20 protein-coding genes are annotated in these 24,189 nt (G+C 72.7%); 9 read left to right on the forward strand and 11 right to left on the reverse strand.

Annotation, left to right across the window (positions count from 1 at the left end):
* Positions 1-31: 31 nt before the first annotated feature.
* The 6 genes from IG84_RS0129315 to IG84_RS0129340 all read right to left on the reverse strand — a co-directional run bounded on the left by IG84_RS0129315 (position 32) and on the right by IG84_RS0129340 (position 6,110).
* On the reverse strand, positions 32-847 hold the full coding sequence (locus tag IG84_RS0129315; protein WP_031063494.1) for a polysaccharide deacetylase family protein: 816 nt from the start codon (positions 845-847) through the stop codon (positions 32-34).
* On the reverse strand, positions 844-1,953 hold the full coding sequence (locus IG84_RS0129320; protein ID WP_245659638.1) for a glycosyltransferase family 2 protein: 1,110 nt from the start codon (positions 1,951-1,953) through the stop codon (positions 844-846). Before IG84_RS0129320 ends, IG84_RS0129315 begins: the two co-directional genes overlap by 4 nt.
* Complete coding sequence (locus IG84_RS0129325) at positions 1,950-2,762, reverse strand: glycosyltransferase family 2 protein (RefSeq protein WP_031063501.1); 813 nt, start codon at positions 2,760-2,762, stop codon at positions 1,950-1,952. Before IG84_RS0129325 ends, IG84_RS0129320 begins: the two co-directional genes overlap by 4 nt.
* Before the next feature lie 315 nt (positions 2,763-3,077).
* Complete coding sequence (locus tag IG84_RS0129330) at positions 3,078-4,220, reverse strand: GNAT family N-acetyltransferase (protein ID WP_031063503.1); 1,143 nt, start codon at positions 4,218-4,220, stop codon at positions 3,078-3,080.
* Between the two features lie 2 nt (positions 4,221-4,222).
* On the reverse strand, positions 4,223-4,636 hold the full coding sequence (locus IG84_RS0129335; RefSeq protein ID WP_037800988.1) for a hypothetical protein: 414 nt from the start codon (positions 4,634-4,636) through the stop codon (positions 4,223-4,225).
* Positions 4,637-4,874: 238 nt separating this feature from the next.
* Positions 4,875-6,110, reverse strand: coding sequence for a S8 family peptidase (locus IG84_RS0129340; protein WP_031063507.1), 1,236 nt, complete (start codon positions 6,108-6,110; stop codon positions 4,875-4,877).
* Positions 6,111-6,412: 302 nt separating this feature from the next.
* On the opposite strand from IG84_RS0129340, the gene IG84_RS0129345 reads away from it, so the two are divergent.
* Positions 6,413-7,219 (forward strand): SGNH/GDSL hydrolase family protein, encoded by an 807-nt coding sequence (locus tag IG84_RS0129345; RefSeq protein ID WP_031063509.1) that lies wholly within the window; start codon positions 6,413-6,415, stop codon positions 7,217-7,219.
* Here IG84_RS0129345 and IG84_RS0129350 read toward each other — a convergent pair.
* Positions 7,189-9,060, reverse strand: coding sequence for a serine/threonine-protein kinase (locus tag IG84_RS0129350; protein WP_063761865.1), 1,872 nt, complete (start codon positions 9,058-9,060; stop codon positions 7,189-7,191). The two genes, IG84_RS0129345 and IG84_RS0129350, sit on opposite strands and share 31 nt — an antisense overlap.
* Before the next feature lie 342 nt (positions 9,061-9,402).
* Between IG84_RS0129350 and IG84_RS0129355 the strand changes: the two genes are divergently transcribed.
* Together IG84_RS0129355 and IG84_RS0129360 are read left to right on the forward strand one after the other, a co-directional pair.
* Positions 9,403-9,663, forward strand: a complete 261-nt coding sequence (locus tag IG84_RS0129355; protein ID WP_030252229.1) for a hypothetical protein — start codon at positions 9,403-9,405, stop codon at positions 9,661-9,663.
* A gap of 378 nt (positions 9,664-10,041) precedes the next feature.
* Positions 10,042-11,787, forward strand: coding sequence for an amidohydrolase (locus IG84_RS0129360; protein WP_031063513.1), 1,746 nt, complete (start codon positions 10,042-10,044; stop codon positions 11,785-11,787).
* 21 nt (positions 11,788-11,808) lie between these two features.
* Here IG84_RS0129360 and IG84_RS0129365 read toward each other — a convergent pair whose 3' ends face one another.
* The 3 genes from IG84_RS0129365 to hmgA form a co-directional block, all read right to left on the reverse strand.
* Positions 11,809-13,017 carry a type ISP restriction/modification enzyme gene (locus IG84_RS0129365; protein WP_031063516.1) on the reverse strand — a complete coding sequence of 403 codons (1,209 nt, stop codon included), beginning with the start codon at positions 13,015-13,017 and terminating at the stop codon, positions 11,809-11,811.
* A gap of 84 nt (positions 13,018-13,101) precedes the next feature.
* Positions 13,102-13,851 carry a GntR family transcriptional regulator gene (locus tag IG84_RS0129370; protein ID WP_031063518.1) on the reverse strand — a complete coding sequence of 250 codons (750 nt, stop codon included), beginning with the start codon at positions 13,849-13,851 and terminating at the stop codon, positions 13,102-13,104.
* A 12-nt stretch (positions 13,852-13,863) separates the two neighbouring features.
* The gene (hmgA, locus tag IG84_RS0129375) at positions 13,864-15,231 is read right to left on the reverse strand and encodes a homogentisate 1,2-dioxygenase (protein ID WP_051862563.1); all 1,368 of its coding nucleotides are present in this window, start codon (positions 15,229-15,231) and stop codon (positions 13,864-13,866) included.
* Between the two features lie 121 nt (positions 15,232-15,352).
* On the opposite strand from hmgA, the gene IG84_RS0129380 reads away from it, so the two are divergent.
* The 6 genes from IG84_RS0129380 (at position 15,353) to IG84_RS0129405 (ending at position 23,147) form a co-directional block, all read left to right on the forward strand.
* Positions 15,353-15,967 carry a TetR/AcrR family transcriptional regulator gene (locus IG84_RS0129380; RefSeq protein ID WP_031063524.1) on the forward strand — a complete coding sequence of 205 codons (615 nt, stop codon included), beginning with the start codon at positions 15,353-15,355 and terminating at the stop codon, positions 15,965-15,967.
* Between the two features lie 148 nt (positions 15,968-16,115).
* Positions 16,116-17,552 (forward strand): CitMHS family transporter, encoded by a 1,437-nt coding sequence (locus IG84_RS0129385; RefSeq protein ID WP_031063528.1) that lies wholly within the window; start codon positions 16,116-16,118, stop codon positions 17,550-17,552.
* A 3-nt stretch (positions 17,553-17,555) separates the two neighbouring features.
* The gene (locus IG84_RS0129390; protein WP_051862565.1) at positions 17,556-18,836 is read left to right on the forward strand and encodes an MFS transporter; all 1,281 of its coding nucleotides are present in this window, start codon (positions 17,556-17,558) and stop codon (positions 18,834-18,836) included.
* Positions 18,837-18,938: 102 nt separating this feature from the next.
* Positions 18,939-20,357: an aldehyde dehydrogenase family protein gene (locus IG84_RS0129395; RefSeq protein ID WP_031063534.1), complete on the forward strand. Its 1,419-nt coding sequence runs from the start codon at positions 18,939-18,941 to the stop codon at positions 20,355-20,357.
* A 91-nt stretch (positions 20,358-20,448) separates the two neighbouring features.
* The gene (locus IG84_RS0129400; RefSeq protein WP_031063536.1) at positions 20,449-21,546 is read left to right on the forward strand and encodes a Zn-dependent alcohol dehydrogenase; all 1,098 of its coding nucleotides are present in this window, start codon (positions 20,449-20,451) and stop codon (positions 21,544-21,546) included.
* Between the two features lie 215 nt (positions 21,547-21,761).
* Positions 21,762-23,147, forward strand: a complete 1,386-nt coding sequence (locus IG84_RS0129405; RefSeq protein WP_031063539.1) for an MFS transporter — start codon at positions 21,762-21,764, stop codon at positions 23,145-23,147.
* On the opposite strand, the gene IG84_RS0129410 is transcribed toward IG84_RS0129405, so the two are convergent.
* A complete protein-coding gene (locus tag IG84_RS0129410; protein WP_245659639.1) occupies positions 23,122-24,126 on the reverse strand; it encodes an urea transporter in 1,005 nt (334 codons plus the stop codon). The two genes, IG84_RS0129405 and IG84_RS0129410, sit on opposite strands and share 26 nt — an antisense overlap.
* Positions 24,127-24,189: the final 63 nt, after the last annotated feature.

The raw sequence follows: 24,189 nt of genomic DNA on the forward strand, positions 1-24,189 counted from the left end.
CGGCCTTTCGTCGGCGCTGCGGCGCGCGGGGTCAGCCCCCGGGCGTGCAGAGCCGGATCGCCTGACGCGATCTGCGGAGCAGGGCGTAGCCCTTGGTGAGGACGCGGTCCTTGGCGAAGGTGCGGCCGATGGCCTCGCCGGCGACGATCCGCCGGAACTCCGCCAGGTCCGTGCTGCGCCGCACGGTCAGCCTGCGCAGCGCGTACGGGCCCTGCCGGCGGCCGGCCAGATCGTTGCCGACGGCCAGCGACTGGTGGAAGCCGGCGGCGCGCACCGTCCGCCGCACCCGCCGGCTGGAATAGCCGTACGGGTAGGCGAAGGACACCGGGGCCGCGCCCAGTTGCTCGGCCACGATCGCCTTGCAGCGCAGCACTTCGGACCAGAGCCGGTCGTCGGCGAGCTGGTCGAGCTGGGGGTGGGTGTGGCTGTGACCGCCGATCTCCACCCCGGCGGCGGCCAGCTCCCGCACCTGCTCCCAGCCGAGCATGGTGTCCAGCGCGCCACCGGTGTCGTACGGCCCCGGCAGCCAGCCGGTGGAGACGAACAGGGTGGCCGGGAAGCCGTACTTGGCCAGGACCGGCAGGGCGTGGCGGTGCACGCCTTCGTAGCCGTCGTCGAAGGTGATCAGGACCGGACGGTCGGGCAGCGGGGCGCCGTTCCGCCAGACCGCCGCGAGCTGCGCGGTGGTCAGCGGGTGGTACCCCTCGTCGTCCAGGACCGCCATCTGCTCGGCGAACGCGCCGGGCGCGACGGACAGGCCGTGCGTCGCGGGGGCCGGTTTGTGGGCGACCGCGTGGTACATGAGGATCGGCACGGGGGAGAGGACGATGTCCTCGGGGCCGGTCATGCGACCGCCCCCTCGTCGCCGCGCAGCACTCCGTTGCCGGGGGCTGCGGCGTCGCCGCGCGCGGGCTTCTCGGTCCGTACGGTCAGCCGTACCGGTTCGGCCGGCGGCGGCTCGCTCCCGGTGTCCGGCACGGGTCCCGGTACGGCCGCGATCACGAAGCCGCCGCCGGAGCGGCGGGTGCGGGCGGTGCCGACCAGATAGCCGCCGGCCGCGGCCGCCACGCCCGTGACGATCGCGCCCGCCCGGGCGGCGCCGCCCGGCCTGCGCAGCAGCGCGTCGCGGACGCCGCGCGCCACCCCGGCGGGCAGTACGCGGGTGGTGTAGCGGCGCTCCGTCGCCAGCCCCTCCTGCGCGCCGACGCTGCGCGCGACCAGGGCCTTGGAGAGGCCCTCGGCGTAGGCGCGGGTGCGGAAGTACGCGAAGCGTTCGCGGCCCGCGGGCACCCGGTGGTGGATCACCGAGCGGTCGTCGATGAGCAGGACGGCGTCCGGGCACGCGCGGGTGAGCCGGATGCACAGCTCGGTCTCCTCACAGCCCAGCGGCCGCTTGTCGCCGTCCCGGCCGATGCCGGTGGCGAACCCGCCGGCGATCTCGAACGCCTCGCGGCGGAACGAGGCGTTGCCGCCGAGGACGTTGCGCACCCGGGTCCGGCCCGGCGGCAGGCCGAGGTAGGTGCAGCCGACGACCCAGTCGAACTCCCGGGGGAACCACGCGGGGCGGCGCCCGGAGGCCCAGACCGGTTCGGTGCGGCCGCCGATGGCCATCACCTTCGGGTCGGCGTAGCCCTCGGCGAAGTGCAGCAGCCACTCGCGCTCGGCGACCGCGTCGTCGTCGAGGAAGGCGATGACCTCGCCGGTGGACTCCGCGACGCCGGTGTTGCGGCCGGCGGAGAGACCTCTGGGCCCGGCGTTGGGCAGCACGCTGATGTCGGTGGCCCCGGCGAACTGCGTGCGCAGCCGCGTCAGCAGGGCGGGGTTGTGGTCGACGACGAGCAGGATCTCGTGTGCCGGGTGGAGCTGGTCACGCACCGAGGCCGCCGCGGCGAGAATGTCGCCCCAGCGGTCCTCGGTGTACACGCAGATCACCACGGAGATGCGGACGCTCAAGACACCTCTCCCGCGATCATGGCCGGGCGCACCGCACGCTTACGGGTGCCGCGTTCGCGCAGGATGACCTTCAGGACGCGGATGCCGTCCCGGACCGCGCGCAGGTTGCTGACGCCGTGGATGCGGTTGTACTCGTGGCTGGGGATCTCCTGGACGCGCAATCCCGCCTTCACGACGCGGATGTTCATCAGCGTCTCGACCTCGAAGCCCGCGCAGTCCAGCGCGATCTCGTCCAGGCAGTGCCGCCAGAAGGCGTTGTAGCCGTAGCACAGGTCGGTGTAGCGGGCGCCGAACTTGGTGTTGACCAGGGTGGTCAGCACACGGTTGCCGAGCTTGCGGATGGGCGTCATGTCGTCGGTGCCGCCGCCGTTGGCGAAGCGGGAGCCCTTGGCGAAGTCGGCGCCGCCGACCAGCGCCGAGACATAGGAGACGATCTCGCCGCCGTCGGCCGAGCCGTCCGCGTCGATCATGACGATGATCTCGCCGGTGCACGCGGCGAAGCCGCTGATCAGGGCATCCCCCTTGCCCTTTCCGCGCTGCTTCACGACCGTGACGTCCGGCCACAGGTCCCGTGCCACCTGCACGGTGTCATCGGTGGAATTCCCGTCCACCAGGACCACTTCATGGATCCAGTCCGGAAGTGTCTTGAAGACGTACGGGAGATTTTCCGCTTCGTTCATCGCCGGTATGACGACGCTGACCGGCGGGGCAATCGCCAAGTGCGAGGAAACGGGTCGGTATTGCGCCTGTGCGGGAATTCGCGCGGCGGATTTCTGATCCGTCTCCGCAGGGCGAAGGAACGAGCTCATGAGTCTTTTTTCCCTCTCGTCCGGTAGGCCGCCCACCCCCGGGCAGCCCGGATGTGTTTCCGGTTCGAAAGGGGGGTTCACACTCTGCTCAGCACGGCATGGAACACCGGACGGACAGAGCGAGCTGGCATGCGTGTTTCCGCGGCTCGTGGCTCGACGCTGGCACACGTATCGAGCACGGCACCCCCCTACCGCGCCCCGCCCCGGGCCTCGTCGCGGCGCTTGAGCCCTCCCCTAGAGCCGCTTCATGACGTTCCGTTGCGGGTGGATTGTACGACCGTATTGATGATTGGCATTCTATGGCAAGAGCTGGAACTACAAATCCCCTTTTGTCTTGTCGGTGGAAAGGGAGCGGGCCATTCCGTGGTCTCCGGTGCGGATTCGGCCCATCCGTTTGAGCAGTCGGTCGGCCGGCTCGAATAATTCCGGACGGGTCACCACGGTGTTGCGCAGTGCCTTTACCGGAGCGCGCCGTGCGCGATGTCCCAGCGCCACCGGATGGCGCCGCGTCACCCACCCTTCGGAAACCTGAATTTCTCGTGTCTTGAAAGAGTCCTTGTACTCCTTCTCGCCGCGGCCGAGATCCAGATACGCCATGGAATCCGCGGCGGCCCCCTCGGCCATCCGCAGATGCAGGATCAGTCCCGGCGAGAATTTCGCGAACTCCGGGTCGTAGGCGGGGAACCAGCACGCCAGCACCCGCTCCGACCGCAGCCCGAAGTGCGCGGCGACCGGCCGCCCGCCGGCGTACAGGACCGACAGCACGCCCGCGAACGAGTCGGTGCGGGTGTGGAAGAGCTGCTCCACCAGGTGCGTGATCCATGGCCGCGCGAAGCGGTCGCTGCGTCCCGTTCTTCGGTACTGCGCCGATTTCCAGTCGATGAGTCTGCGCAGAACGGCCGGATCCCGCTCGTCGTGGACGTACCGCACCTCGCCCACGTCCCGCCCGAGCTTGCGCTCCTTGGCGAGGGTGGTGCGGGTGAACTTCGGCGACTGCTTCCGCAGCCGGGCCAGGTACGCCTCGAAGCCCTGGTCGACGTCGATCACCGGGGACGGGAACGACTGCAGGGGCTGCGTCTCGAAGGGCTTCTGACCCTCGACCAGGTGGTCGAACTCCAGCACCGCCAGCCCGCACGCGTGCAGCAGCTCGCGCGCGTCCCACTGGAAGCCGGGCCGGTGCACCAGGCCCTGGGCGTCCGAGACACCGAGGCCGATCGCCCGCCCGACGCCCAGCGCGGTCCGCTGGAAGGGCAGGAACGCGGCCGGCTCGCCGTCCTCCCGGATCACCGCGATCCGCACGCCGCGGCGGCAGCGGCCCACCGCGAGCGCGAACTCCGGTGCGAGAAAGGGGTTGGCGAGGGCCGGTGCGCCCAGGAGGTGTGCCTGGGACTGCACGGCGGTCCACGCCGCCCGGTCGGCACCGCGCAGTTCGCCGGGGCGGTACACGCTGATGTCCACGTTCAGTCCGTCCGTGCGTCTGGCGCGGACGCCCCCCGGCGCCGCACGCTCGCCAGCAGGAAGAGGGTGCCGCTGAGCACTGCCACGGCCGCGACCCCGCCGCGCGCCGACCACACGTGCAGCGACAGTATCGTCTGCGCGACCAGCATGTCGACGGCCAGCGCCCCGGCGCCCGCGACCACCGTGCGGCTGAGCGGGTCCAGGCGTCCCAGGGCGGCGGCGATGGCGGCCGCCGGCGCGCCGAGCAGGAAGAAGAGTGTGAAGGGTGCGCGCAGCGGCGAGGCGAGGTCGGCGAGCGCCAGCACGGCACCCACACCCCCCACCGCGACGGCGGCGCCCGCGAGCAGTGGCGTCGGCTCCCCCCGGACCGGTCTGCTGCCGCTCGATCTGTTGCTGTTGATGGTCTTGGTCTGCATTGGCAGCTTTGCCCCCCATAAAGCGGCCTGATGCTCATAAGCACCCGATGCCGGGCTTCAATGTGGCCCGGCTGCCGGGTGCCCGTCAAGGTGCGCAGGAGACGTGAACGAGCCACGTCCGCCGCACTGGTCGCGGTGGACGTGGCTCGCCGGCAAGCTGTGGTACGAGCTGCGGAACGGCATGTTCCGGTCGTGTCGGAAGTGTGGCGGGCGCCGGCGTGCGCGCGGCGCCCGGAGGTTACGGAACGATCTTCAGGAGCTTGTTCGGTGACCCGCTGCCCGGGCTGGTCACGACGCCGGACGTGGCGCTGGCGACCAGGGCGCTCGACACCGAGGCGGGCGAGGCCGACGGGTGCCCGGCGAGGTAGACGGCGGCCGCGCCGGCTACGTGCGGGGTGGCCATGGACGTACCGGAGATGGTGTTGGTGGCGGTGTCGGAGGTCCGCCAGGCGCTGGTGATGCTGCTGCCGGGCGCGAACAGGTCCAGGCGGGAACCGTAGTTGGAGTAGCTGGCGCGGGCGTCGGTGCTGGTGGTGGCGCCGACGGTGATCGCTTCGGGGACGCGGGCCGGGGAGGAGGTGTTGGCGTCCGCGTTGGAATTGCCGGCCGCGATCGCATACGTCACGCCGCTCGCGATGGAGTTCTTCACCGCGTTGTCCAGCGCGGTGCTCACCCCGCCGCCCAGCGACATGTTCGCCACCGACGGGCCGCTGTGGTTCTTGGTGACCCAGTCGATGCCCGCGACGACCTGGGCGGTGGTGCCGGATCCCGCGTTGTTGAGCACGCGTACGGCGACGACCCTGGCCTTCTTGGCGACGCCGTAGGTGGTGCCGGCGGCGGTGGCCGCGACATGGGTGCCGTGGCCGTTGCCGTCCTGCGCGACGTTGTCGTTGTCCACCGCGTCGTAGCCGTTCACGGCGCGGCCGCCGAAGTCCTGGTGCGTGACCCGCACTCCGGTGTCGATGACGTACACGGTCGTACCGCTTCCGGCGCTGTCCGGGTACGTGTAACTCCGGTCCAGCGGGAGGTTCGTCTGGTCGATGCGGTCCAGGCCCCAGGACGGCGGATTGGCCTGGGTGCTGGTGGCGTGCACCGTCGTGTCCTGGAACACCTGGTCCACGGCCGGGTCGGCGGCGAGGCGTCTCGCCTCCGCCGCGGAGAGGTGGGCCGCGTAGCCGTTGAGCGCGGCGGTGTACGTGTGCCGCACGGTGCCACCGTGCGCGGATATCAGGCGTCTGCCGTCTGCGGACGCGGCCTTGAGGCCCGCCGCCTTCTTCAGGGTCACGATGTAGCTGCCCTGGACGGCGTTCTTCGCGCCCGCGCCGATGACCGTGCCCTCGGCGGGCGCGGCCTGGGCCGGGAGCGCGGTGACGCCGAGGGTGACGGCGGCCGACGCGGCGGTGATCGCGGTGGCGATCCGGAGCCTGGCCGGAATCCGGCCGAAAACCTTCGTGGTGGTACGCATCACTGCCATGCGAGGGGGTCCTCCTCATCAGGTGCGCGTGGTGCGTGCGCATGGGGGGTGGCGCACGGATTCGTGCGCTACGGGCGGCTGTTGAGGGTGCAAGGGGCCGCCCGGACGAAAGATTCGCCGAGAGGTAGTGCGATATTCAAGAGGGCCTGGCTTGATGTCATATGCACGACATAGTGCGGCAATCCGTCGAGGCGCGTGGCCAGTAATGCTCTACGCGGGTAGCAAAGTTGGCATGAACACTTCCGTCACCCGTGTCGTACTGCTACCACGGTTGCGGCAGAGATCCTGCTATTGGAGGTTCCATGAGAGTTTCCAGATGCGCGGGCTTCTTGTCCGCCTTCCTCGCCGCCTCGTCCCTGGCACTCATCGGCACCGCTCCCGCTTCCGCCGCCCAACTCGACGGCGCCGCCCGCTATGTGGCGCTCGGCGACTCCTACTCCTCCGGCCTCGGAGCCGGCAGCTACGACAGTGGCAGCGGCTCCTGCAAGCGCAGCAGCAAGGCGTACCCCGCCCTCTGGGCCGCCGCGAACTCACCCGCCTCGTTCACCTTCGCGGCCTGCTCGGGGGCCCGTACGGGTGATGTCCTCAACAGCCAATTGACGTCGGTGAGCGGCGACACGACCCTGGTCTCCCTGACCGTCGGCGGCAACGACGCCGGCTTCGCCGACACCATGACCACCTGCGTCCTGTACTCCGAGAGCACCTGCCTGTCCCGGGTCCAGCAGGCGCGCACGTACATCAACACCACCCTCCCCGGAAAGCTGGACCAGGTGTACAGCGCCATCTCCGGCAAGGCGCCCAACGCCCGGGTGGCCGTCCTGGGCTACCCCCGCTTCTACAAGCTGAGCGGCAGCTGCGTCGCCGGGCTCACGGAGAAGGAGCGCGCCGCGATAAACGCCGCGGCGGACGACATCAACGCCGTCACCGCCAAGCGCGCCGCCGACCACGGCTTCGCCTTCGGTGACGCCAACACCACCTTCGCCGGACACGAGATCTGCTCGGGCAGCTCCTGGCTGCACAGCGTCGCCTATCCCGTCGAGGAGTCCTACCACCCGACCGCCACCGGCCAGTCCAGCGGCTACCTGCCGGTGTTCCGCGCCACCGCGTGACTCCCGCCGTACCAGGAGCCATCGCCTCCCGAAGGCGCGCCCTCGCCCCTTGAGGCCGAGCCCTCGTCCTCCGAAGGCGCGCTCTCGCCCCCTGAAGGCGAGCCCCCGCCGTACGTAGGGGAGGGCCCGGTGTCCGTAGGGGAAGGCCCCGTGTCTGTAGGGGAGGGGGTCGTCTCCGTGGGAGGCGGCCCCGGGGGCGTGTCCGTGGGGACGGGCTCCGGGGAGGAGGGAGCAGGGGAGGCCCCGCCGCCCGGGGCCTCCCTCTCGCACGTCAGGGAGAACGCGGCGCGGTTCGAGGCGACCGCCTTCGGGCTCCGCACCTGCACCCCGACCCGGCCGGCCCGCGTGCCGTCCGCCTCGTACGCCGTCTCCGTATGGCCGACCGTCACCCGCTGCGACCCGTGGCCGGGGAAGCGGGCCCGCCGCCAGTTCCCGTCGTGGCCGCGCTCGCCGTCGGACCGCCAGCGGTAGACCACCTCGGCCGGACCGCGGCTCACCGTGATCACCGCCGAGAAGGCCGGCGCCGCACCGGCGGCCGGCGGACAGCTCCCCGTATAGCTGCCGCGTACGGTCGAGACGACGACCGCGACCGTGACCGCGGGCGGTGCCGTGCGCCGCCCGCCCCCGTCGCCGTCCTCCCGCTCGCCCGCGCCGTCCGCACCGGGCTCCTCGCTCCCGTAACCCCGCTCCGCGTCCTGCCCGGCGGAGGAACCCGGCCGCGCGCTCGCGGAGGCGGTGCGGTCGGCCGCTCCGGGCCCCGGGCCGCCGTTCCCGCCCAGCAGCGCCCAGGCGGCGCCGCCGGCCGCCAGCGCAACGGCCAGGGCGGTCGCGGCCAGGCCGACGGCCGAACGGCGCCGGCGGCGGGGCGGCGGCGCGGCATGCGGGCCGTAGGTGCCCGGCGGCGGCGCCCCCGGCGCCCGGCCGCTCGCGACGGTCTTCTCGGCCGGGCCGGGCGCCGCGAGCGTCGGGGAGTACGGGAGCGGTGGCGCGGCGGCCGTCACCGTGGCCGGCTGTCCGCCGCTCGCCACCGCCGCCAGCATCCCCGCGGCCTCCTCCGCCGCCAGCCGCTCGCGCGGGTCCTTGCGCAGCAGCCCCGCCAGTACGGGCGCCAGCGGGCCGGCCCGGCGCGGCGGCGGCAGCTCCTCGTCGACCAGCGCGCGCATCGTGCCCAGCGGCGTCTCCTCGTGGAACGGCGGCGCGCCCTCCACCGCCGCGTACAGCATCACGCCCAGCGACCACAGGTCCGATTCCGGGCCCGGCGTCCGCCCGAGCGCCCGCTCCGGCGCGAGGAATTCGGGCGAGCCGATCAGCTCGCCGGTCAGGGTCAGCGCGGAGGACCCCTCGACCGTCGCGATCCCGAAGTCGGTGAGCACCACCCGGCCGTCGTTCGCGAGCAGGACGTTGCCCGGCTTGACGTCGCGGTGCAGCACGCCCGCCGCGTGCGCCACCCGGAGCGCGGCCAGTACCTCGGCACCGATCCGGGCCGCGCGCATGGGGGAGAGCGGCCCGTCGGCCGCCAGTGCCTCGGCCAGCGAGAGGCCGCGGACCAGCTCCATCACGACCCACGGGCGGCCGCTCTCGGTGACCACGTCGAAGACGGTCACGACGTTGCGGTGCGCGATCCGGGCCGCGGCCCGGCCCTCCCGCTCCAGCCGCGCGTACAGCAACCGTTCCTCGTGCGCGGGCAGTTCGCGCGGCACCCGCACTTCCTTGACGGCCACTTCGCGGCCCAGCAGCTCGTCCCGGGCCCGCCACACCGCGCCCATGCCGCCGCGGCCCAGCTCGTCCAGCAGGCGGTAGCGGCCCGCCAGTACCCGTTCGTTCCCCGCACCTGTGTCCATGGCACGAGCCCCCTCGACCCCGCAAAAGGAGCGATGTGGGGAAAACGTACCTCCGTACGCCGCCGTTGCCGCCCCCTCGGCGGCAATCCGGCAGCGGTGCGGGGAGAGACGCGGCGCCCCGTGGTGACGCTCCGTCATGGGGGCGCACGCTCGGGGCCACCACGTGCCTCCGTACGCCGTCAACTCGACCTGGAGTAGGTGCGGTACGCGGACGTTCCGTATGGTGTTCGTCAACGCCCTTGCGGGGCAGGTGAATACTGATACCGGGCTGCGCGAAGGACGTGCGGGAGAGATAGGGTTACCCTGCCCGGGCCGGGTGCCCTCGTACGGGTGGGGAGTGTCATGGAACAGATTGCAGTACGCAGCAGGCCGCGAGTGCCTGCCATCACATGCGGCGGCGCGTCCAGTGCGCGTCTGGACCGCCATCTCGCGGTGCTCGGCGGACCGGCGATACCGCAGCGGGAGACCGAAGGCGCCACGTCGCTGATGCAGGAGATCACCAAGCGTGACCACGCGCGGACGCGGAAGAGCCGCGGGGCGCGGGTGTCGCTCTTCGCGCCGCTGCGCCGGCTGCGCCGGTCGCTCTTCGGCGGTCACGGCTGAGCGGGGCCGCGCCGAGCGGTGCTCCGGTGCGCCCCGAGTGCGCCCCGTCAGCTCCCCGCCGCTGATCCGGCCCCGCCCGCGGACCCCCGGACCCCGCCCGGCCCCGGCCATCGCAGTCCAGTGTCACGGTCGTACGCGTCCGTCCCTCTCCCGGCAATCCGGGGCGGGACGGGCGCGTTCGGCGTTTCCGGCGGCCGGTGAGCGGTAACGGCGTCCGGTGAGCAGCGGTATCGGCACGCCGGATCACCCGCTCACTCGTACCGGATCACCACCTCACTCGTAACGGTGATCTCTCGCCGGGCTGTTGACGTGACGATCATTCCGCGCCAGGGTGCAGTCGCTTGCCCCGTACAACCATCTTTGCCGCGGGAGGCGCCGGTGTGTGATCTGCACGACGACCACGAGCACAAGCACGGGCACGACGCGGGGGCGGCCCCCGGCGGGCTCAGCAGACGCAGAATCGTTCAGCTCCTGGGGGCCGCGGGGGTGAGCACGGCGGCCATGAGCGCCGCCGCCGACCCCGCGATGGCCGCGGCGTCCGACGACGCCGCCGCGGACCCCGACGGATACCGGGCGCCCAAGGGGCTGGCCGAGGACTCCCCGGCCAAGGCCGCCGCGCTGGCCTGGATCGACGATCAGCGCGCGAAGATCACCGGCCTGGACGACGAGATCTGGGAGAACGCCGAACTCTCGCTGCGCGAGTGGAAGTCCTCGCTCGCCGAGGCGGACTTCCTCAAGGCCGCCGGCTTCGACGTGGAGTTCGGCACGGCCGGCTTCCCGACCGCCTTCACCGCCACCTTCCGGCACGGCAAGGGCGGCCCCGTGCTCGGCTTCAGCGGCGAGTACGACGCGCTGCCGGGGCTGTCGCAGCGCAGGGGCGTGGGCCACCACGACCCGCTGGAGTACGTCCACGACCCGTTCGCGCCCGGATACGGGCCCGGCCACGGCTGCGGGCACTGCGCCCTCGGCACCGCGGCGGCGGCCGCCGCGGCGGCGGTCGCCAGGGCCGCCACCGCGCACGGCCTCGACGTGACGGTGAAGTTCTTCGGCTCCACCGCCGAGGAGCAGTTGATCGGCAAGACGTACGCGGTCAGCAAGGGCGTGTACGAGGGGCTGGACGCCTTCCTGGACTGGCACCCCTCCACCTCCAACGCGACCGGCTGGGGCTCGTCCACCGCGATGACCGCGGTCACCTTCACCTTCCTCGGTGTCGCGGGCCACGGCGGCACCCCGCTCGGCAACAAGAGCGCGCTGGACGCCGCGGTGATGATGGCGACGATGTCGGAGTTCCTGCGCGAGGAGAACCTCGCGCCGTCCGGCCGGCTGCACTGGGTGATCAACAACGGCGGTGACATCCCGAACGTCACCCCGGAGATCTCCGAGATCTCGTACTACGTGCGCGAAGGCAGCCCGGAGCGGGTCCAGGTCCTGCTCGACAAGGTCATCGAGGTGTCCGAGGCGGCCGCCAAGGCCAGCCGGACCACCGTCCGGCACCGGATCACCTCGGCGTGCTGGAACCAGCTCCCGTCCCGGTCCTTCGCCGAGCTGATGCACGACAACATGCGGAAGATCGGCCCGCCGGAGTTCAGCGACGAGGCCCAGCGGCTGGCCAAGGACCTGCAGAAGTCGCTCGGCCTGCCCGAGAAGGGGCTGCACGACAAGATCGGCGAGCTGACCCCGCCCAACCCGGTCTTCATGGGCGGCGGTTCCACCGATGTCGCCGACATCAGCTGGAACGTGCCCACGGTCTCCATGGGCGCGGCGCTGGCCCCCATCGGCACGAAGATGCACACCTGGTCGACGGCCGCCTGCGCCGCGGCGGCGCCCGGCCACGCGGCCCTGCTCGCGGCAGCGAAGTACCTCGCGGCGACCGCGGTGGACCTGATCACCCAGCCCGCGCGGCTGAAGGCGATCAAGGACGAGTTCGCCGAGCGGACCAAGGGCGTGCGCTGGAAGACCGCCCTCCCGGACGGCTACGAGCCGCCCATGTACGAGCCGCCGCAGTGGTTCCTGGAGCGCACCGGCCAGTCCTGGCCGCCGCCGAACATCACCTGGCCCCCGAAGCGCGTGGTGAGCAACGAGAAGTTCAGCTCGCTGGGGCCGGAGCTCGCGCCGCAGAAGTAGCCCTGCGGGCCGCCGGTCCCGTCACAGCAGCGCGAACTGGCCCTCCGGGCCCTCCTCCTGGTGGTCCAGGACGGAGGCCGGGCGGAGCGCCGCCGCGGGGGCCGGGAGGACGCCCGCGGCGGTGAGCTCCGCGGCGCCGACGGTACTGGACTCGGCGAGCGCGGTCGTCAAACGGTCCTGCTCGGGGGCGAGTTCGCCGAGCAGGGCCAGTACGGTGATCAGCTCCAGGAGGTCGGTGGTCCACTCCTGGGGCCAGGCGGCGGGGCGTACCGCCTCCAGCGTGCCCGGCTCGACGGCGCCCGTACGCCGCTCCAGCCACGCCTCCAGGACGCGGACGCCGCCCGCGTGCGCGTCCCAGGCGGCGGCCGGTACGGGGGAGATCCGGCCCCTGCCGATGTCCAGCGCCTCCTCCTCCGGGTCGTACGCGAGCTCCGTGGGCAGCCCCCGGGCGGGCAGCGCGGCGCGCACGTACGGGCGGCGCCCACCGGGCAGCCGGGGGCGCTCGCCGGTGCCCGCGCCCCGGGTGTGCAGCCGGATCAGCTCGCGCCCCAGCGCCACCCCGCGCGCCCACAGGTCCGGGTCCGCGGTGAGCGGGACGGCGATGCCGCCGCTGTCGTGCCGGGCGGTGGCGGCGAGGTAGGCGAAGGCGTCCCCGGCGGTGACCGGGTGCCCGAGACGGTCGCCGAGGTGGCCGAGGAGGCCGGGCGCGAGGTTCGGTTCGGTGCCGGCGGGGCGGCGGTACAGGGGGCGGACGCGGCCCTGGCGGCCGACGGGCAGGACGGTGGAGAGGGCGAGCGCGGGGCCCGGATCCTGCGGGACGCGCGGCTGCTCGACGGCGAAGAGCTGGGAGGCGTCCGCGACCCGCCACAGCTCGGGCCGGGCCGCGTCGATCAGCCGGTGGTCGGGCAGCAGCCAGAGCTGGTCGTACACGCCGTGCCGGACCCGCACCGGCTCCGCGCAGGGCGCGTCGCCCGCGGTCAGCCGGGCCAGCCGGCCGGTCGCGGTGGCCTGGCCGGGGAGCTGGCCGACCGCGGTGTGCAGGGTGCGGACCCTGGAGGGGTGGAAGAGCCGCTCGCGGTCCGCGAGGCCGTCGGCCCGCAGCAGCGCGTCCCAGCGCGCCCGCAGCGACCCGGTGTCCGGCGCCATGATCCAGGCGCGGCCGAGCCGTGGCGCGGCGACGGACCACGGCATCAGGTCGGACAGCAGGGGCACGTCCTGCTTCGCCGTCACGCGGCAACCCTCCCGGACGGTTCGGATGACCCCGGCATCGTAACCACGCCCCCGGAACCGGCGGCAGGGTCGCTCAGCGCAGCGTCAGTGGGCGTCCAGCGTCACCGTGAACGAGAAGCGGTCGCCCCGGTAATGGATGCGCGCCACATCCACCACCTGCCCCGCCTCGTCGTACGTGATGCCCGTGTAGTGCAGGATCGGGCTGAGCAGCGGGACCTCGAGCAGCCGCGCGGTCTCCGGGTCCGCCAGCCGCGCCTCCACGGTGTCGGTGATCCGGCCGATCCGTATGCCGACCGCGTCCCGCAGCACCTTCGTCATCGGGTGGCGCTCCAGCTCGGCCGGGTCGATGCGGGCGGCGACGTCCGGGCGGACGTGGTTGACGGCGTGGTTGGTCGGCTCGCCGGTCGACTCGTCGCTGCGCAGCCGCCGGTAGACGCCGACGTCCGGCAGCCCGGGGAAGTGCTCGGCGAGCTCCGGGGGCACCGGGGCCGTGCCGTGCTCCAGCAGCTCGCTCACCATGCCGGACTGCTGGGCCACGATCGCGTCCACCGAGCCCAGCAGCCGTACCGGGGCGCCGCGCCGCGCGGCGGGCTCGATGAACGTGCCCCGCCGCCGGTGCCGGCTGATCAGCCCCTCGGTCTCCAGCTCCTTGAGGGCCTGCCGCATGGTCAGCACGCTCACCCCGTAGTGCGCGGCGAGCGTCTCCTCGGTGGGCAGCCGCAGCGGCGCCTCGGGGGAGCGGCCCAGTATCGAGGCCCGCAGCGACTGCGAGACCTGGTACCACAGGGGCAGCTTGCGGTTCAGGGCGAGCGAGTCGGGCGCGAAGGTCGTCACGGCAGGCTCCGGTCAGGGGCGGCTGGGTTCTCCGGGGAATCCTCCCCCGGGTCCCCACTGGCGTTCGAGACCCTGCCACACGTCGTCGTAGCCGCTCTGCAGGTGGTCGGCGGTACGGGCCTGTTCGGTGAGCAGCACCGGCCAGCGCGTCTCGAACATGAACGCCAGCCCGTCGTCGACCTTCTGCGGCGTCAGCTCGGCGGTGCTCGCCTTCTCGTAGGTGGCGCGGTCGGGGCCGTGCGCGGACATCATGTTGTGCAGCGATCCGCCGCCGGGCACGAAGCCCCCCTTGCCGCCGGTCTTCGCGTCGTACGCGCCCTCGATGAGGCCCATGTACTCGCTCATCACGTTCCGGTGGAAATAGGGCGGCCGGAAGGTGTCCTCGCCGACCAGCCAGCGCGGCGCGAAGACCACGAAGTCCACGCCCGCCAGGCCCGGGGTGTCGGAGGGGGAGGTGAGCACCGTGAAGATCGACGGGTCCGGGTGGTCGAACGAGATGGACCCGATCACATTGAAGTGGCGCAGGTCGTAGACGTAGGGCACGTGATTGCCGTGCCAGGCGACGACGTCCAGCGGGGAGTGGTCATAGGTCGCGGTCCAGAGGTTGCCGCAGAACTTGTTGACGACCTCGTGCGGGCCCTCGACGTCCTCGTACGCGGCGACGGGAGCCAGGAAGTCCCGCGCATTCGCCAGCCCGTTGGCGCCGATCGGGCCGAGGTCGGGGAGCTGGAAGGGGCGGCCGTAGTTCTCGCAGACGTATCCGCGGGCACTCGCCGCCAGCAGTTCGACGCGGAACCGCACGCCGCGCGGGATCAGTGCGATATGCCCCGGTTCGGCGCGCAGCAGGCCGAATTCCGTCCGCAGCAGCAGTCCGCCGCGCTCCGGGACGATCAGCAGCTCACCGTCGGCGCTGCTGAACACCCTGCGCTCCATGGAGGAGTTGGCGTGGTAGAGGTGCACCGCCATCCCGCTGCGCTCGGTGACGTCGCCGTTGCCGCCTAGCGTCCACAGTCCGGCGACGAAGTCGGTGCCGGGCGCGGGCTCGGGCAGCGGGTCCCAGCGCAGCCGGTTGGGGTCGGGCACCGTCCCGGTGAACGGGGCGGCGCGCACGCCGCCGTTGTCCGCCCGCACGAACGGCGGATGGGCCGCTGAGGGGCGGATGCGGTACAGCCAGGACCGGCGGTTGGCGGCCCGCGGCTCGGTGAACGCGGTGCCGCTGAGCTGCTCCGCGTACAGGCCCAGCGGGGCGCGCTGGGGGGAGTTGCGGCCGGTGGGCAGCGCGCCGGGGACGGCCTCGGAGGTGTGTGCGTTCCCGAACCCCGAGGAGTGGGCCAGTCCCTCGGCCGTCTTCCTCGCCCGCTCCTCGCCCGTGCCTGTCATCGCGTGCTCCCGCCGCTCAAGGAATCCTGTGCATGACCCTAGGATTGGCGCCGGGGCCCGTCAACGGAAACGCCCGACGACGCTCCCGCGCGCGGCGGGAACCGGCCGGAGTGCGTGCAGGATGGAGTACGTGGATACCCCCTCACTCCGCCGCGCCCCCGTCCAGCGACGCAGCGCCGAGCGCCTGACCCGCATCCTCGACGCGTGCGCCGACGTCCTCGACGAGCAGGGGTACGAGGACCTGAGCACCCGCGCGGTAGCCGCCCGGGCGGAGGTGCCCATCGGCTCGGTCTACCGCTTCTTCCCCAACAAGCGCGCGATGGCCGAGGCACTGGCGCTGCGCAACCTCGACAGGTACGCGGAGCGGGTCACCGCCGGGCTCGCGGCCGCCGGTGACCGGCTGGACTGGCGGTACGCCATGGACGTGGTCATCGAGGAGTACCTCGCCATGAAGCGCTCCGTGCCGGGCTTCGCGCTGGTGGAGTTCACCGTGCCCGCGCCGCAGGCCACCCGGGAGGCCAACCACCGCGTCGCCGACCGGCTGCTGGCGCTGCTGGCCGGGCCGCTCGGCCTGGACCCGGCGGAGGAGCGGCTGCGGACCGCGTTCCTGGTGGGCGTGGAGGCGGCGGACGCGCTGGTGCAGCTCGCCTTCCGGGTCGCGCCCGAGGGCGATCCGGCGATCGTCGCCGAGACCAAGGAGCTGCTGCGGGCGTACCTGGGGCGGGTGCTGGACTGAGCGCGCCGCACCGCTTCCCCTATTGACCTGGGGTTTTGCTCGTATTGCTCGCGCGTCAAGGTCTTGTTAACAAAAGTTCGCCGCCCCTAACGTCACCACGACCGCCACCCCCTGGCAGGTGTTCAAGGGCGAACGTGAGGTACCCCCAATGCTGACCATCCTCGGGTTTGTCATGATTGCCACCTTCTTGGTGTTGATCATGATGAAGAAGATGTCGCCGATGGCGGCACTCGTGCTCATTCCAGCGCTGTTCTGTGTCCTGGTCGGGCAGGGCGCGAACCTTGGTGACTACGTCATCAAGGGCATCGGCGACCTGGCCCCGACCGCCGCGATGCTGATGTTCGCGATCATCTACTTCGGAGTGATGATCGACGTCGGCCTCTTCGACCCGATCGTCCGCGGCATCCTGAAGTTCTGCAAGGCCGACCCGGTGCGCGTGGTCGTGGGCACGGCCCTGCTCGCCGCGATCGTCTCGCTGGACGGCGACGGCTCCACCACCTTCATGATCACCGTCTCGGCGCTGTATCCGCTCTACAAGCGGCTGAAGATGAGCCTCGTGGTGATGACCGGCGTCGCCGCCACCGCCAACGGCGTCATGAACACGCTCCCCTGGGGCGGCCCCACGGCCCGCGCCGCGACCGCGCTGAAGCTGGACGCCGGCGAGATCTTCATCCCCATGATCCCCGCCCTCGCCACTGGCCTGGTCGCCGTCTTCGCCCTCGCCTACGTGCTGGGCCGCCGAGAGCGCAAGCGGCTGGGCCTCCTCACCCTGGACGAGCCCGGCAGCGCCAAGGTCATCGCCGAGGACACCGAGGTCAGCGAGAAGGAGACGGTCCTCGTCGGCGCGGGCGCCGGCGCCAAGGGCGGCACCACCGCCCGTACCCTGCCCACCGGAGGCTCCGCCGGCACCGGCAGCGACCACGACCCGGCCCCCGAGAGCGAGTTCCAGGGTCTGGACCCGCAGCGCGCCACCCTGCGCCCCAAGCTGTACTGGTTCAACGCCGCGCTCACCGTCGCGCTCCTCACCCTGCTGATCCTGCAGGTGCTGGACATCCCGGTGCTCTTCCTGCTCGGCGCGGCCGTCGCGCTGACGGTCAACTTCCCCCACATGAAGGACCAGAAGGCCCGCATCGCCGCACACGCCGAGAACGTCCTGAACGTCTCCGGCATGGTCTTCGCCGCCGCCGTCTTCACCGGCGTGCTCACCGGCACCGGCATGGTCGAGCACATGGCCCGCTGGCTCGTCAGCAACGTCCCCGACGCGCTCGGCCCGCACATGGGCCTGGTCACCGGCCTGCTCTCCATCCCGCTGACGTACTTCATGTCCAACGACGGCTTCTACTTCGGCATCGTCCCGATCCTCGCCGAGGCCGGCGCCGCGCACGGCGTCTCCTCCCTGGAGATCGCCCGCGCCTCCCTCGTCGGCCAGGCCCTGCACATGTCCAGCCCGCTCGTCCCCGCCGTGTACGTCCTGGTCGGCATGGCCAAGGTCGAGTTCGGTGACCACACCAGGTTCACCGTGAAATGGGCGGCCCTCACGTCCCTGGTGGTGCTCGGCGCCGGACTGCTGTACGGAATCATCTGACCCATGAGGAACGCGACGCCCGGCAGGGGCTGGCTGCTGCGCCTGGTGCTCACCTTCTCCTTCGCCCAGGCGGCGGTGAGCATGGCACGGCCCGCCGTCTCCTACCGGGCGCTCGCGCTGGGCGCCGACGAGACCGCCGTCGGCGTCATCACCGGCGTGTACGCGCTGCTGCCGCTGCTGGTCGCGGTCCCGCTGGGCCGCCGCACCGACCGCGGCCGCTGCACACCCCTGCTGGCCGTCGGCGTCGCGCTGATCACCGGCGGCTGCGCGCTCAGCGGCGTGGTGGCCTCGCTGCCCGCGATGGCCGCCTGGAGCGGCGTGATGGGCCTCGGTCACCTGTGCTTCGTGATCGGCGCCCAGTCCATCGTCGCCCGGCGCAGCGCCCCCGAGGAGCGCGACCGCAACTTCGGCCACTTCACCATCGGCGCCTCGCTCGGCCAGCTCGTCGGGCCGATCGGCGCGGGGCTGCTGATCTCCGAGCACGACGGCGCCATGGCCCGCACCAGCGCCACCGCGCTGCTGGTCTCCGCGGCCGCCGCGGCCTGCGCCTGTACCGCCCTGTGGCGCCTGGAACGGCGGGAAGGGCAGGAACGGCGAGAAGGCGTACCCGCGGGCGGGGCGCCGCGCGCCGAGGCCCGCCGCGTCCCGGTCCTCGGCATCCTGCGCACCCGCGGCGTCGGCGCCGGCATCTTCATCAGCCTCTCGGTGCTCTCCGCCACCGACATCCTCACCGCCTACCTCCCGGTCGTCGGCGAGGCCCACCACATCGCGCCCGCCACCATCGGACTGCTGCTGAGCCTGCGCGCCGCCGCCACCATTGCCTGCCGGCTGGTGATGACCCCGATGCTGCGGCTCCTCGGCCGTACCGCGCTGCTGACCACCACCTGCGCGGCGGCCGCCCTCCTGTGCGCGGCCATCGCCGTGCCGCTCCCGGTCTGGGCCCTGGCCCTCGTCCTCGCCGCGCTGGGCTTCTGCCTGGGCGTCGGCCAGCCGCTGTCCATGACCACCGTCGTCCAGGCGGCTCCCGACGACGCCCGTTCCACCGCCCTCGCGCTGCGCCTCACCGGCAACCGTCTCGGCCAGGTCGCGGCGCCCGCGGGGGCGGGGCTCGCCGCCGGTGTCGCGGGAGCCGCCGCGCCCTTCGTCCTGCTCGGCGTGCTGCTGCTGGGCTCGGCCGCGGTCGCCCTGCGGTCGCCGCGGGAGGCGGGCGGTGCGCGGCGCAAGGCCGGTACCGTGCGCCCGTCGGATTCGTGCGGTGCCTCCTCGGGCAGAAGCGGCGCGTGATGCGCCCCACCCCCGCCCGGGGGTGGCGCCCGAAAATTAGCACCGATAGTTTGTGAGGGCGCGACGCATGGCCCGCACCGAACCGCACGGGAGGACGCCGAGATGAAGGCGCACGACGGCATGTACATCGACGGAGCCTGGCGGGACGCGGTGGGGGGCGACACCATCGAGGTGCGCAACCCCGCCGACGAGCAGGTGATCGCCACCGTTCCGGCCGGTACCGCCGCCGACATCGACGCCGCCGTACGGGCGGCGCGCGCCGCCTTCCCCGGCTGGCGCGCCACCGCGCCCACCGAGCGCGCCGCCAAGCTCGCCGCGCTGGTCGAGCAGCTGAAGGCGCAGGCCGACGAGATCGCCGAGACCATCACCGCGGAGCTGGGCTCGCCGAAGTCCTTCGCCGCGAACGTGCAGACCGGCATGCCGATCGCGGTGACCGCCTCGTACGCCCAGCTCGCCGCCGAGCACTCCTTCGAGGAGCAGCTCGGCACCTCCACCGTGCTGCACGAGCCGGTCGGCGTGGTCGGCGCGATCACGCCCTGGAACTACCCGCTGCACCAGATCACCAACAAGGTCGCCCCGGCGCTCGCCGCGGGCTGCACCGTCGTCCTCAAGCCCGCCGAGGACACCCCGCTCACCGCCCAGCTCTTCGCCGAGTGCGTGGACGCGGCGGGCATCCCGGCGGGCGTCTTCAACCTCGTCACCGGCCTCGGCACGGTCGCGGGCCAGGCGCTCGCCGAGCACGAGGGCGTGGACCTGGTCTCCTTCACCGGCTCCACCGCGGTCGGCAAGAAGATCGGCGCCATCGCCGGCGGCTCCGTCAAGCGCGTCGCGCTGGAGCTGGGCGGCAAGTCCGCCAACGTCATCCTGCCCGGCGCCGACCTCGCCAAGGCCGTGAAGGTCAACGTCGCCGACGTCATCCGCAACTCCGGCCAGTCCTGCAACGCGCTGACCCGCATGCTCGTCCACGAGGACCAGTACGAGGAGGCCGTCCGGCTCGCCGCCGACATCGTCGCCAAGTACGTGCCCGGCGACCCGAACGACGAGGCCAGCCGCCTCGGTCCGGTGGTCAACGCCAAGCAGCGCGACCGGGTGCGCGGCTTCATCGCCAAGGGCCAGGAGGAGGGCGCCCGCCTGGTCACCGGCGGCGCCGAGGCCCCCGAGGGCCTGCCGTCCGGCTACTACGTCCGCCCCACGGTCTTCGCCGACGTCACCCCCGGCATGACCATCGCGCAGGAGGAGATCTTCGGACCCGTCATCTCGATCCTGAAGTACCGGGACGAGGACGAGGCGCTGGAGATCGCCAACGGCACGGTCTACGGCCTCGCGGGCGCCGTCTGGGCCAAGGACCAGGAGACCGCGGTGGCCTTCGCGCGCAAGCTGGACACCGGCCAGGTCGACATCAACGGCGGCCGCTTCAACCTCCTCGCGCCCTTCGGCGGGTACAAGCAGTCCGGCGTCGGCCGCGAGCTGGGCCCGCACGGCCTGACCGAGTACCTCCAGACCAAGTCGCTCCAGCTCTGAGCGGCCCGGGGCGCCGGCCCTGACCGGCGCCCCGCCCTTTCACCCGCAGTTCCCGCCCGTACACCGCACTCCCCACCGAGGAGACCGCACCGTGGTCCGCGCTGCCGTACTGCCCGCCGTCAACGCCCCGCTGGAGATCGCCGAGATCCAGCTGCCCGATCCCGGACCCGGCCAGGTCCGGGTCAAGCTCGCCGCGGCCGGGGTCTGCCACTCCGACCTGTCGCTGTCCAACGGCACGCTCAAGCAGCCCGTCCCCGCGGTCCTCGGTCACGAGGGCGCGGGCACCGTCACCGCCGTCGGCGAGGGCGTCACCGGCCTCGCGCCCGGCGACCCGGTCGTCCTCAACTGGGCGCCGTCCTGCGGCGACTGCCATTTCTGCGGGCTGGGCGAGGTGTGGCTGTGCGCCAACTCGGCCGCGGCCGCGGCGAAGCCGTACGCCACCCGCGGAGACGGCAGCGAGCTCTACCCGGGCCTCGGTACGGCCGTGTTCGCCGAGGAGACGGTGGTCGCGGCCCACGCCGCGCTGCCGCTTCCGGAGGGCGTACCGCTGACCGAGGCCGCCCTGCTGGGCTGCGCGGTCCTCACGGGCTGGGGCGCGGTGCACAACTCCGCGCAGGTCCGCGCCGGGGAGTCGGTCGTCGTCTTCGGCGTCGGCGGCGTCGGCCTGGCCACGCTCCAGGCCGCGCGGATCGCGGGCGCGGGCCCGATCATCGCCGTCGACGTCTCCCCGGCGAAGGAGGAGCTGGCGCGCGCGGCCGGCGCCACGGACTTCCTGGTGGCGGCCGACACTGAGTCTTTTCAGAAAGAGGGCGCCAAGAGCATCCGCAAGCTCACCGGCGGGATCGGCGCCGACGTCGCCCTCGAATGCGTCGGCCGCGCCGACACGATCCGTACCGCCTGGTCCTCGACCCGCCGCGGCGGCCGGACGACGGTCGTCGGCGTCGGCGGCCAGGACCAGCAGGTCACCTTCTCCGCGCTGGAGCTCTTCTACTTCGGCCGCACCCTCTCCGGCTGCGTCTACGGAAACAGCGACCCGGCCAAGGACCTCCCGGTCATCGCCGAGCACGTCCGCAGCGGCGCGCTGGACCTGTCCGGGCTGGTCACCGAGCGGATCGGACTGGAGGGCATCCCGGCCGCCTTCGACGCCATGCTCGCGGGCAAGGGAGGCCGCGCGCTGATCGTCTTCTGACGGTCCGACACGGTCCGCCTGACCCCCGGGAGCGACCGCCCCGGGGGCTTTCGGGCTGCCCGGAACAGGTCGCTCCGGCCGGGCAAAGCCCCGCCCATCCCGCCGTAAAAACTCCTGCTGTGCAGTCCGTTGACGCCCGTACCAGCCGGTCGGTACGGTCACCCGCAATCACGGCGCCGCCCCCCGTTCCCCAGCACCCCTCGGAGCGTGCACGCATGGACACGGCCTCCCCCGCGACACCGAGCCCCACCCCGGCCCCCACCGCCCGGCACCGCCGCAAGGTGGCCACCGCGGCCGCTCTGGCGTCCGCCGTCGAGTGGTACGACTACTTCGTCTTCGGCATCGCCGCGGCCCTCGTACTGGGCCACGCCTTCTTCCCCTCCGGCAGCCAGGTCGCCGGCGTGCTCGCCGCGTTCGCGACCTTCGCCGTCGGCTTCCTCGCCAGACCCATCGGCGGCGTCATCGCCGGCCAACTCGGCGACAAACGCGGCCGCAAGCCCATGCTCGTCCTGGCACTGACCCTGATGGGCCTGGCCACGACCGGCATCGGCCTGCTCCCCACCTACGAGACGATCGGCATCGCCGCGCCGATCCTCCTCGTGCTGCTGCGCATCATCCAGGGCATCGCCGTCGGCGCCCAGTGGGGCGGTGCGATGCTGATGGCCACCGAGTACGCCCCCGAGGGCAAGCGCGGACTGTACGGCTCACTGGTCCAGCTCGGCGTGCCGATCGGCGTGGTCACCGCCAACACCGTCTTCCTCGTGGCCGGCGCGGTCGTCGGTGACGCGGGCTTCGCCTCCTGGGGCTGGCGGCTGCCGTTCTTCGTCGGCATCCTCGTGCTGGTCCTCGCCTGGTACATCCACACCCGCGTCGAGGAGACCCCCGAATTCCGCGCCGCGGAGCGGCAGTTGGCCACCGCCGAGAAGCAGGCCGACGCCCAGCGCTCGCCGCTGCGCTCGATCCTCCGCCACCACCTCGGCACGGTCCTGCTGGCCGGCGGCAGCTTCACGGTGAACACGGCGACGTTCTACATCCTGATCACCGGCGTACTGGACTACGCCACCCGCGAGCTGGCCATGCAGCGCACGGCCGTGCTGACCGTCTCCCTCCTGGTCAGCCTCACCCAGCTCGCCCTGATCCCGGCCTCGGCGGCGCTCTCGGACCGGATCGGCCGGCTGCGCGTCTACACGCTCGGCGCGATCGGGCTGCTGGTCTGGGCGATACCGATGTTCCTGCTGATCGACACCGCCTCACTGGCGTGGCTGGCCGTCGGCACCTTCGTCGCGAGCTGTTTCCTGAGCATCATGTACGGGCCGCAGGCCGCACTGTTCGCCGAGCTGTTCTCGGCGGAGATGCGCTACACCGGCGCCTCGCTCGGCTACCAGATCAGCGCCGTCCTGGGCGGCGGCCTGGCGCCCTTCCTGATGGTCCTGCTGCTGGAGGCGAGCGGCACCTCGATGGCGGTCTCCGGCTACATCATGGTGCTCGCGGTGATCGCCCTGGGCTCCATCGCGGTACTCGCCAAGCGTGCCCGGCGGGCGGCCGCCGAGGCGGCGGCGCCGGCCGCGGTCCCGGCTACGCAGCCGCGGCCGGCGGAGTAGCGCCGCCCGCCGCCGCGACAGGCTGCGGCTCGCCGGCCTTCCGCAGTCTCGGGAAGGCCGGCACCGCGACCAGGAACGCCAGCGTGGTCAGCACGAACGGCCAGGTGAAGGTGTGCCCGCCGGAGGGCGCGAAGAGCGCGGCGGCCGCCGGGGTCAGGATGGTCGCCGCGGTCGCGCCGGTCACCGCGTACGCCAGCGACCAGCGGTCGGTGGCCAGGAATACGCCGCCCAGCGCCATCGTGACCAGCACCGCGTTGTATCCCATCCCGCCGTCGGCGATCTGCCCGGCGGGCGCGCCCAGCAGCCAGGCCGCCGCGATGCCCACCACGCTGCCCAGGCAGGCCAGCGCGCCCAGCCGGCGGTCGGCGACGAAGATGCCGAGCAGGAAGAGCGCGCCGACGTACCACTGCGGCATGAAGAAGATCTGGGCGATGTTCGAGAAGAAGGCGTGCCAGAGGTCGGGCCAGGTGAGCGCGGTCCGGCCGGATGCCGGGCGGGTGAGCGTGGCCAGGCCGGGGCCCTGGTGCCAGACGCGGACGAAGCCGGGCGCCGCGATGGTCATGGCGCTGGCGGTGACGCAGTACGGCAGGGTCAGGGTGGGCAGGTGCCACGGGCGCAGCAGCGTGGCGGCGGCCCCGGTGAGCACGGTGACGACCACGCAGCCGCCCGCCGCCAGCAGCGCGGTGGAGAGGTGGCCCGCGCCCAGGAACGCGGCGAAACCCACCGCCACCAGGCAGGAGTTGAAGCCCTCCAGGCCCGCGGTGACCCGGTCGCGGGCCACCCCGAGCACCTGCGCCGTGGCCGTGCCCAGCGCGGTGCCGCACAGTCCGTAGACGCCGTACTGCCAGCCGGCGGCGCACAGCGCGACGGTGAAGACGAGGCCGGCGAGCGCGCTGGGCAGGAAGTCGACCTGTGCCTGGCCGCGGAGCACGCGCAGCAGGAAGGCGTAGGACCGGCGGTCCGGTATCGGCTGCTGCACCTGTCTTCTCCTGTCGCGCGCGGTACGTCACGGGCGGACCGGATATTACATGGGTGTTACATG

The organism is Streptomyces ochraceiscleroticus, from assembly GCF_000720485.1.
GTDB classification, from domain to species: domain Bacteria; phylum Actinomycetota; class Actinomycetes; order Streptomycetales; family Streptomycetaceae; genus Streptomyces; species Streptomyces ochraceiscleroticus.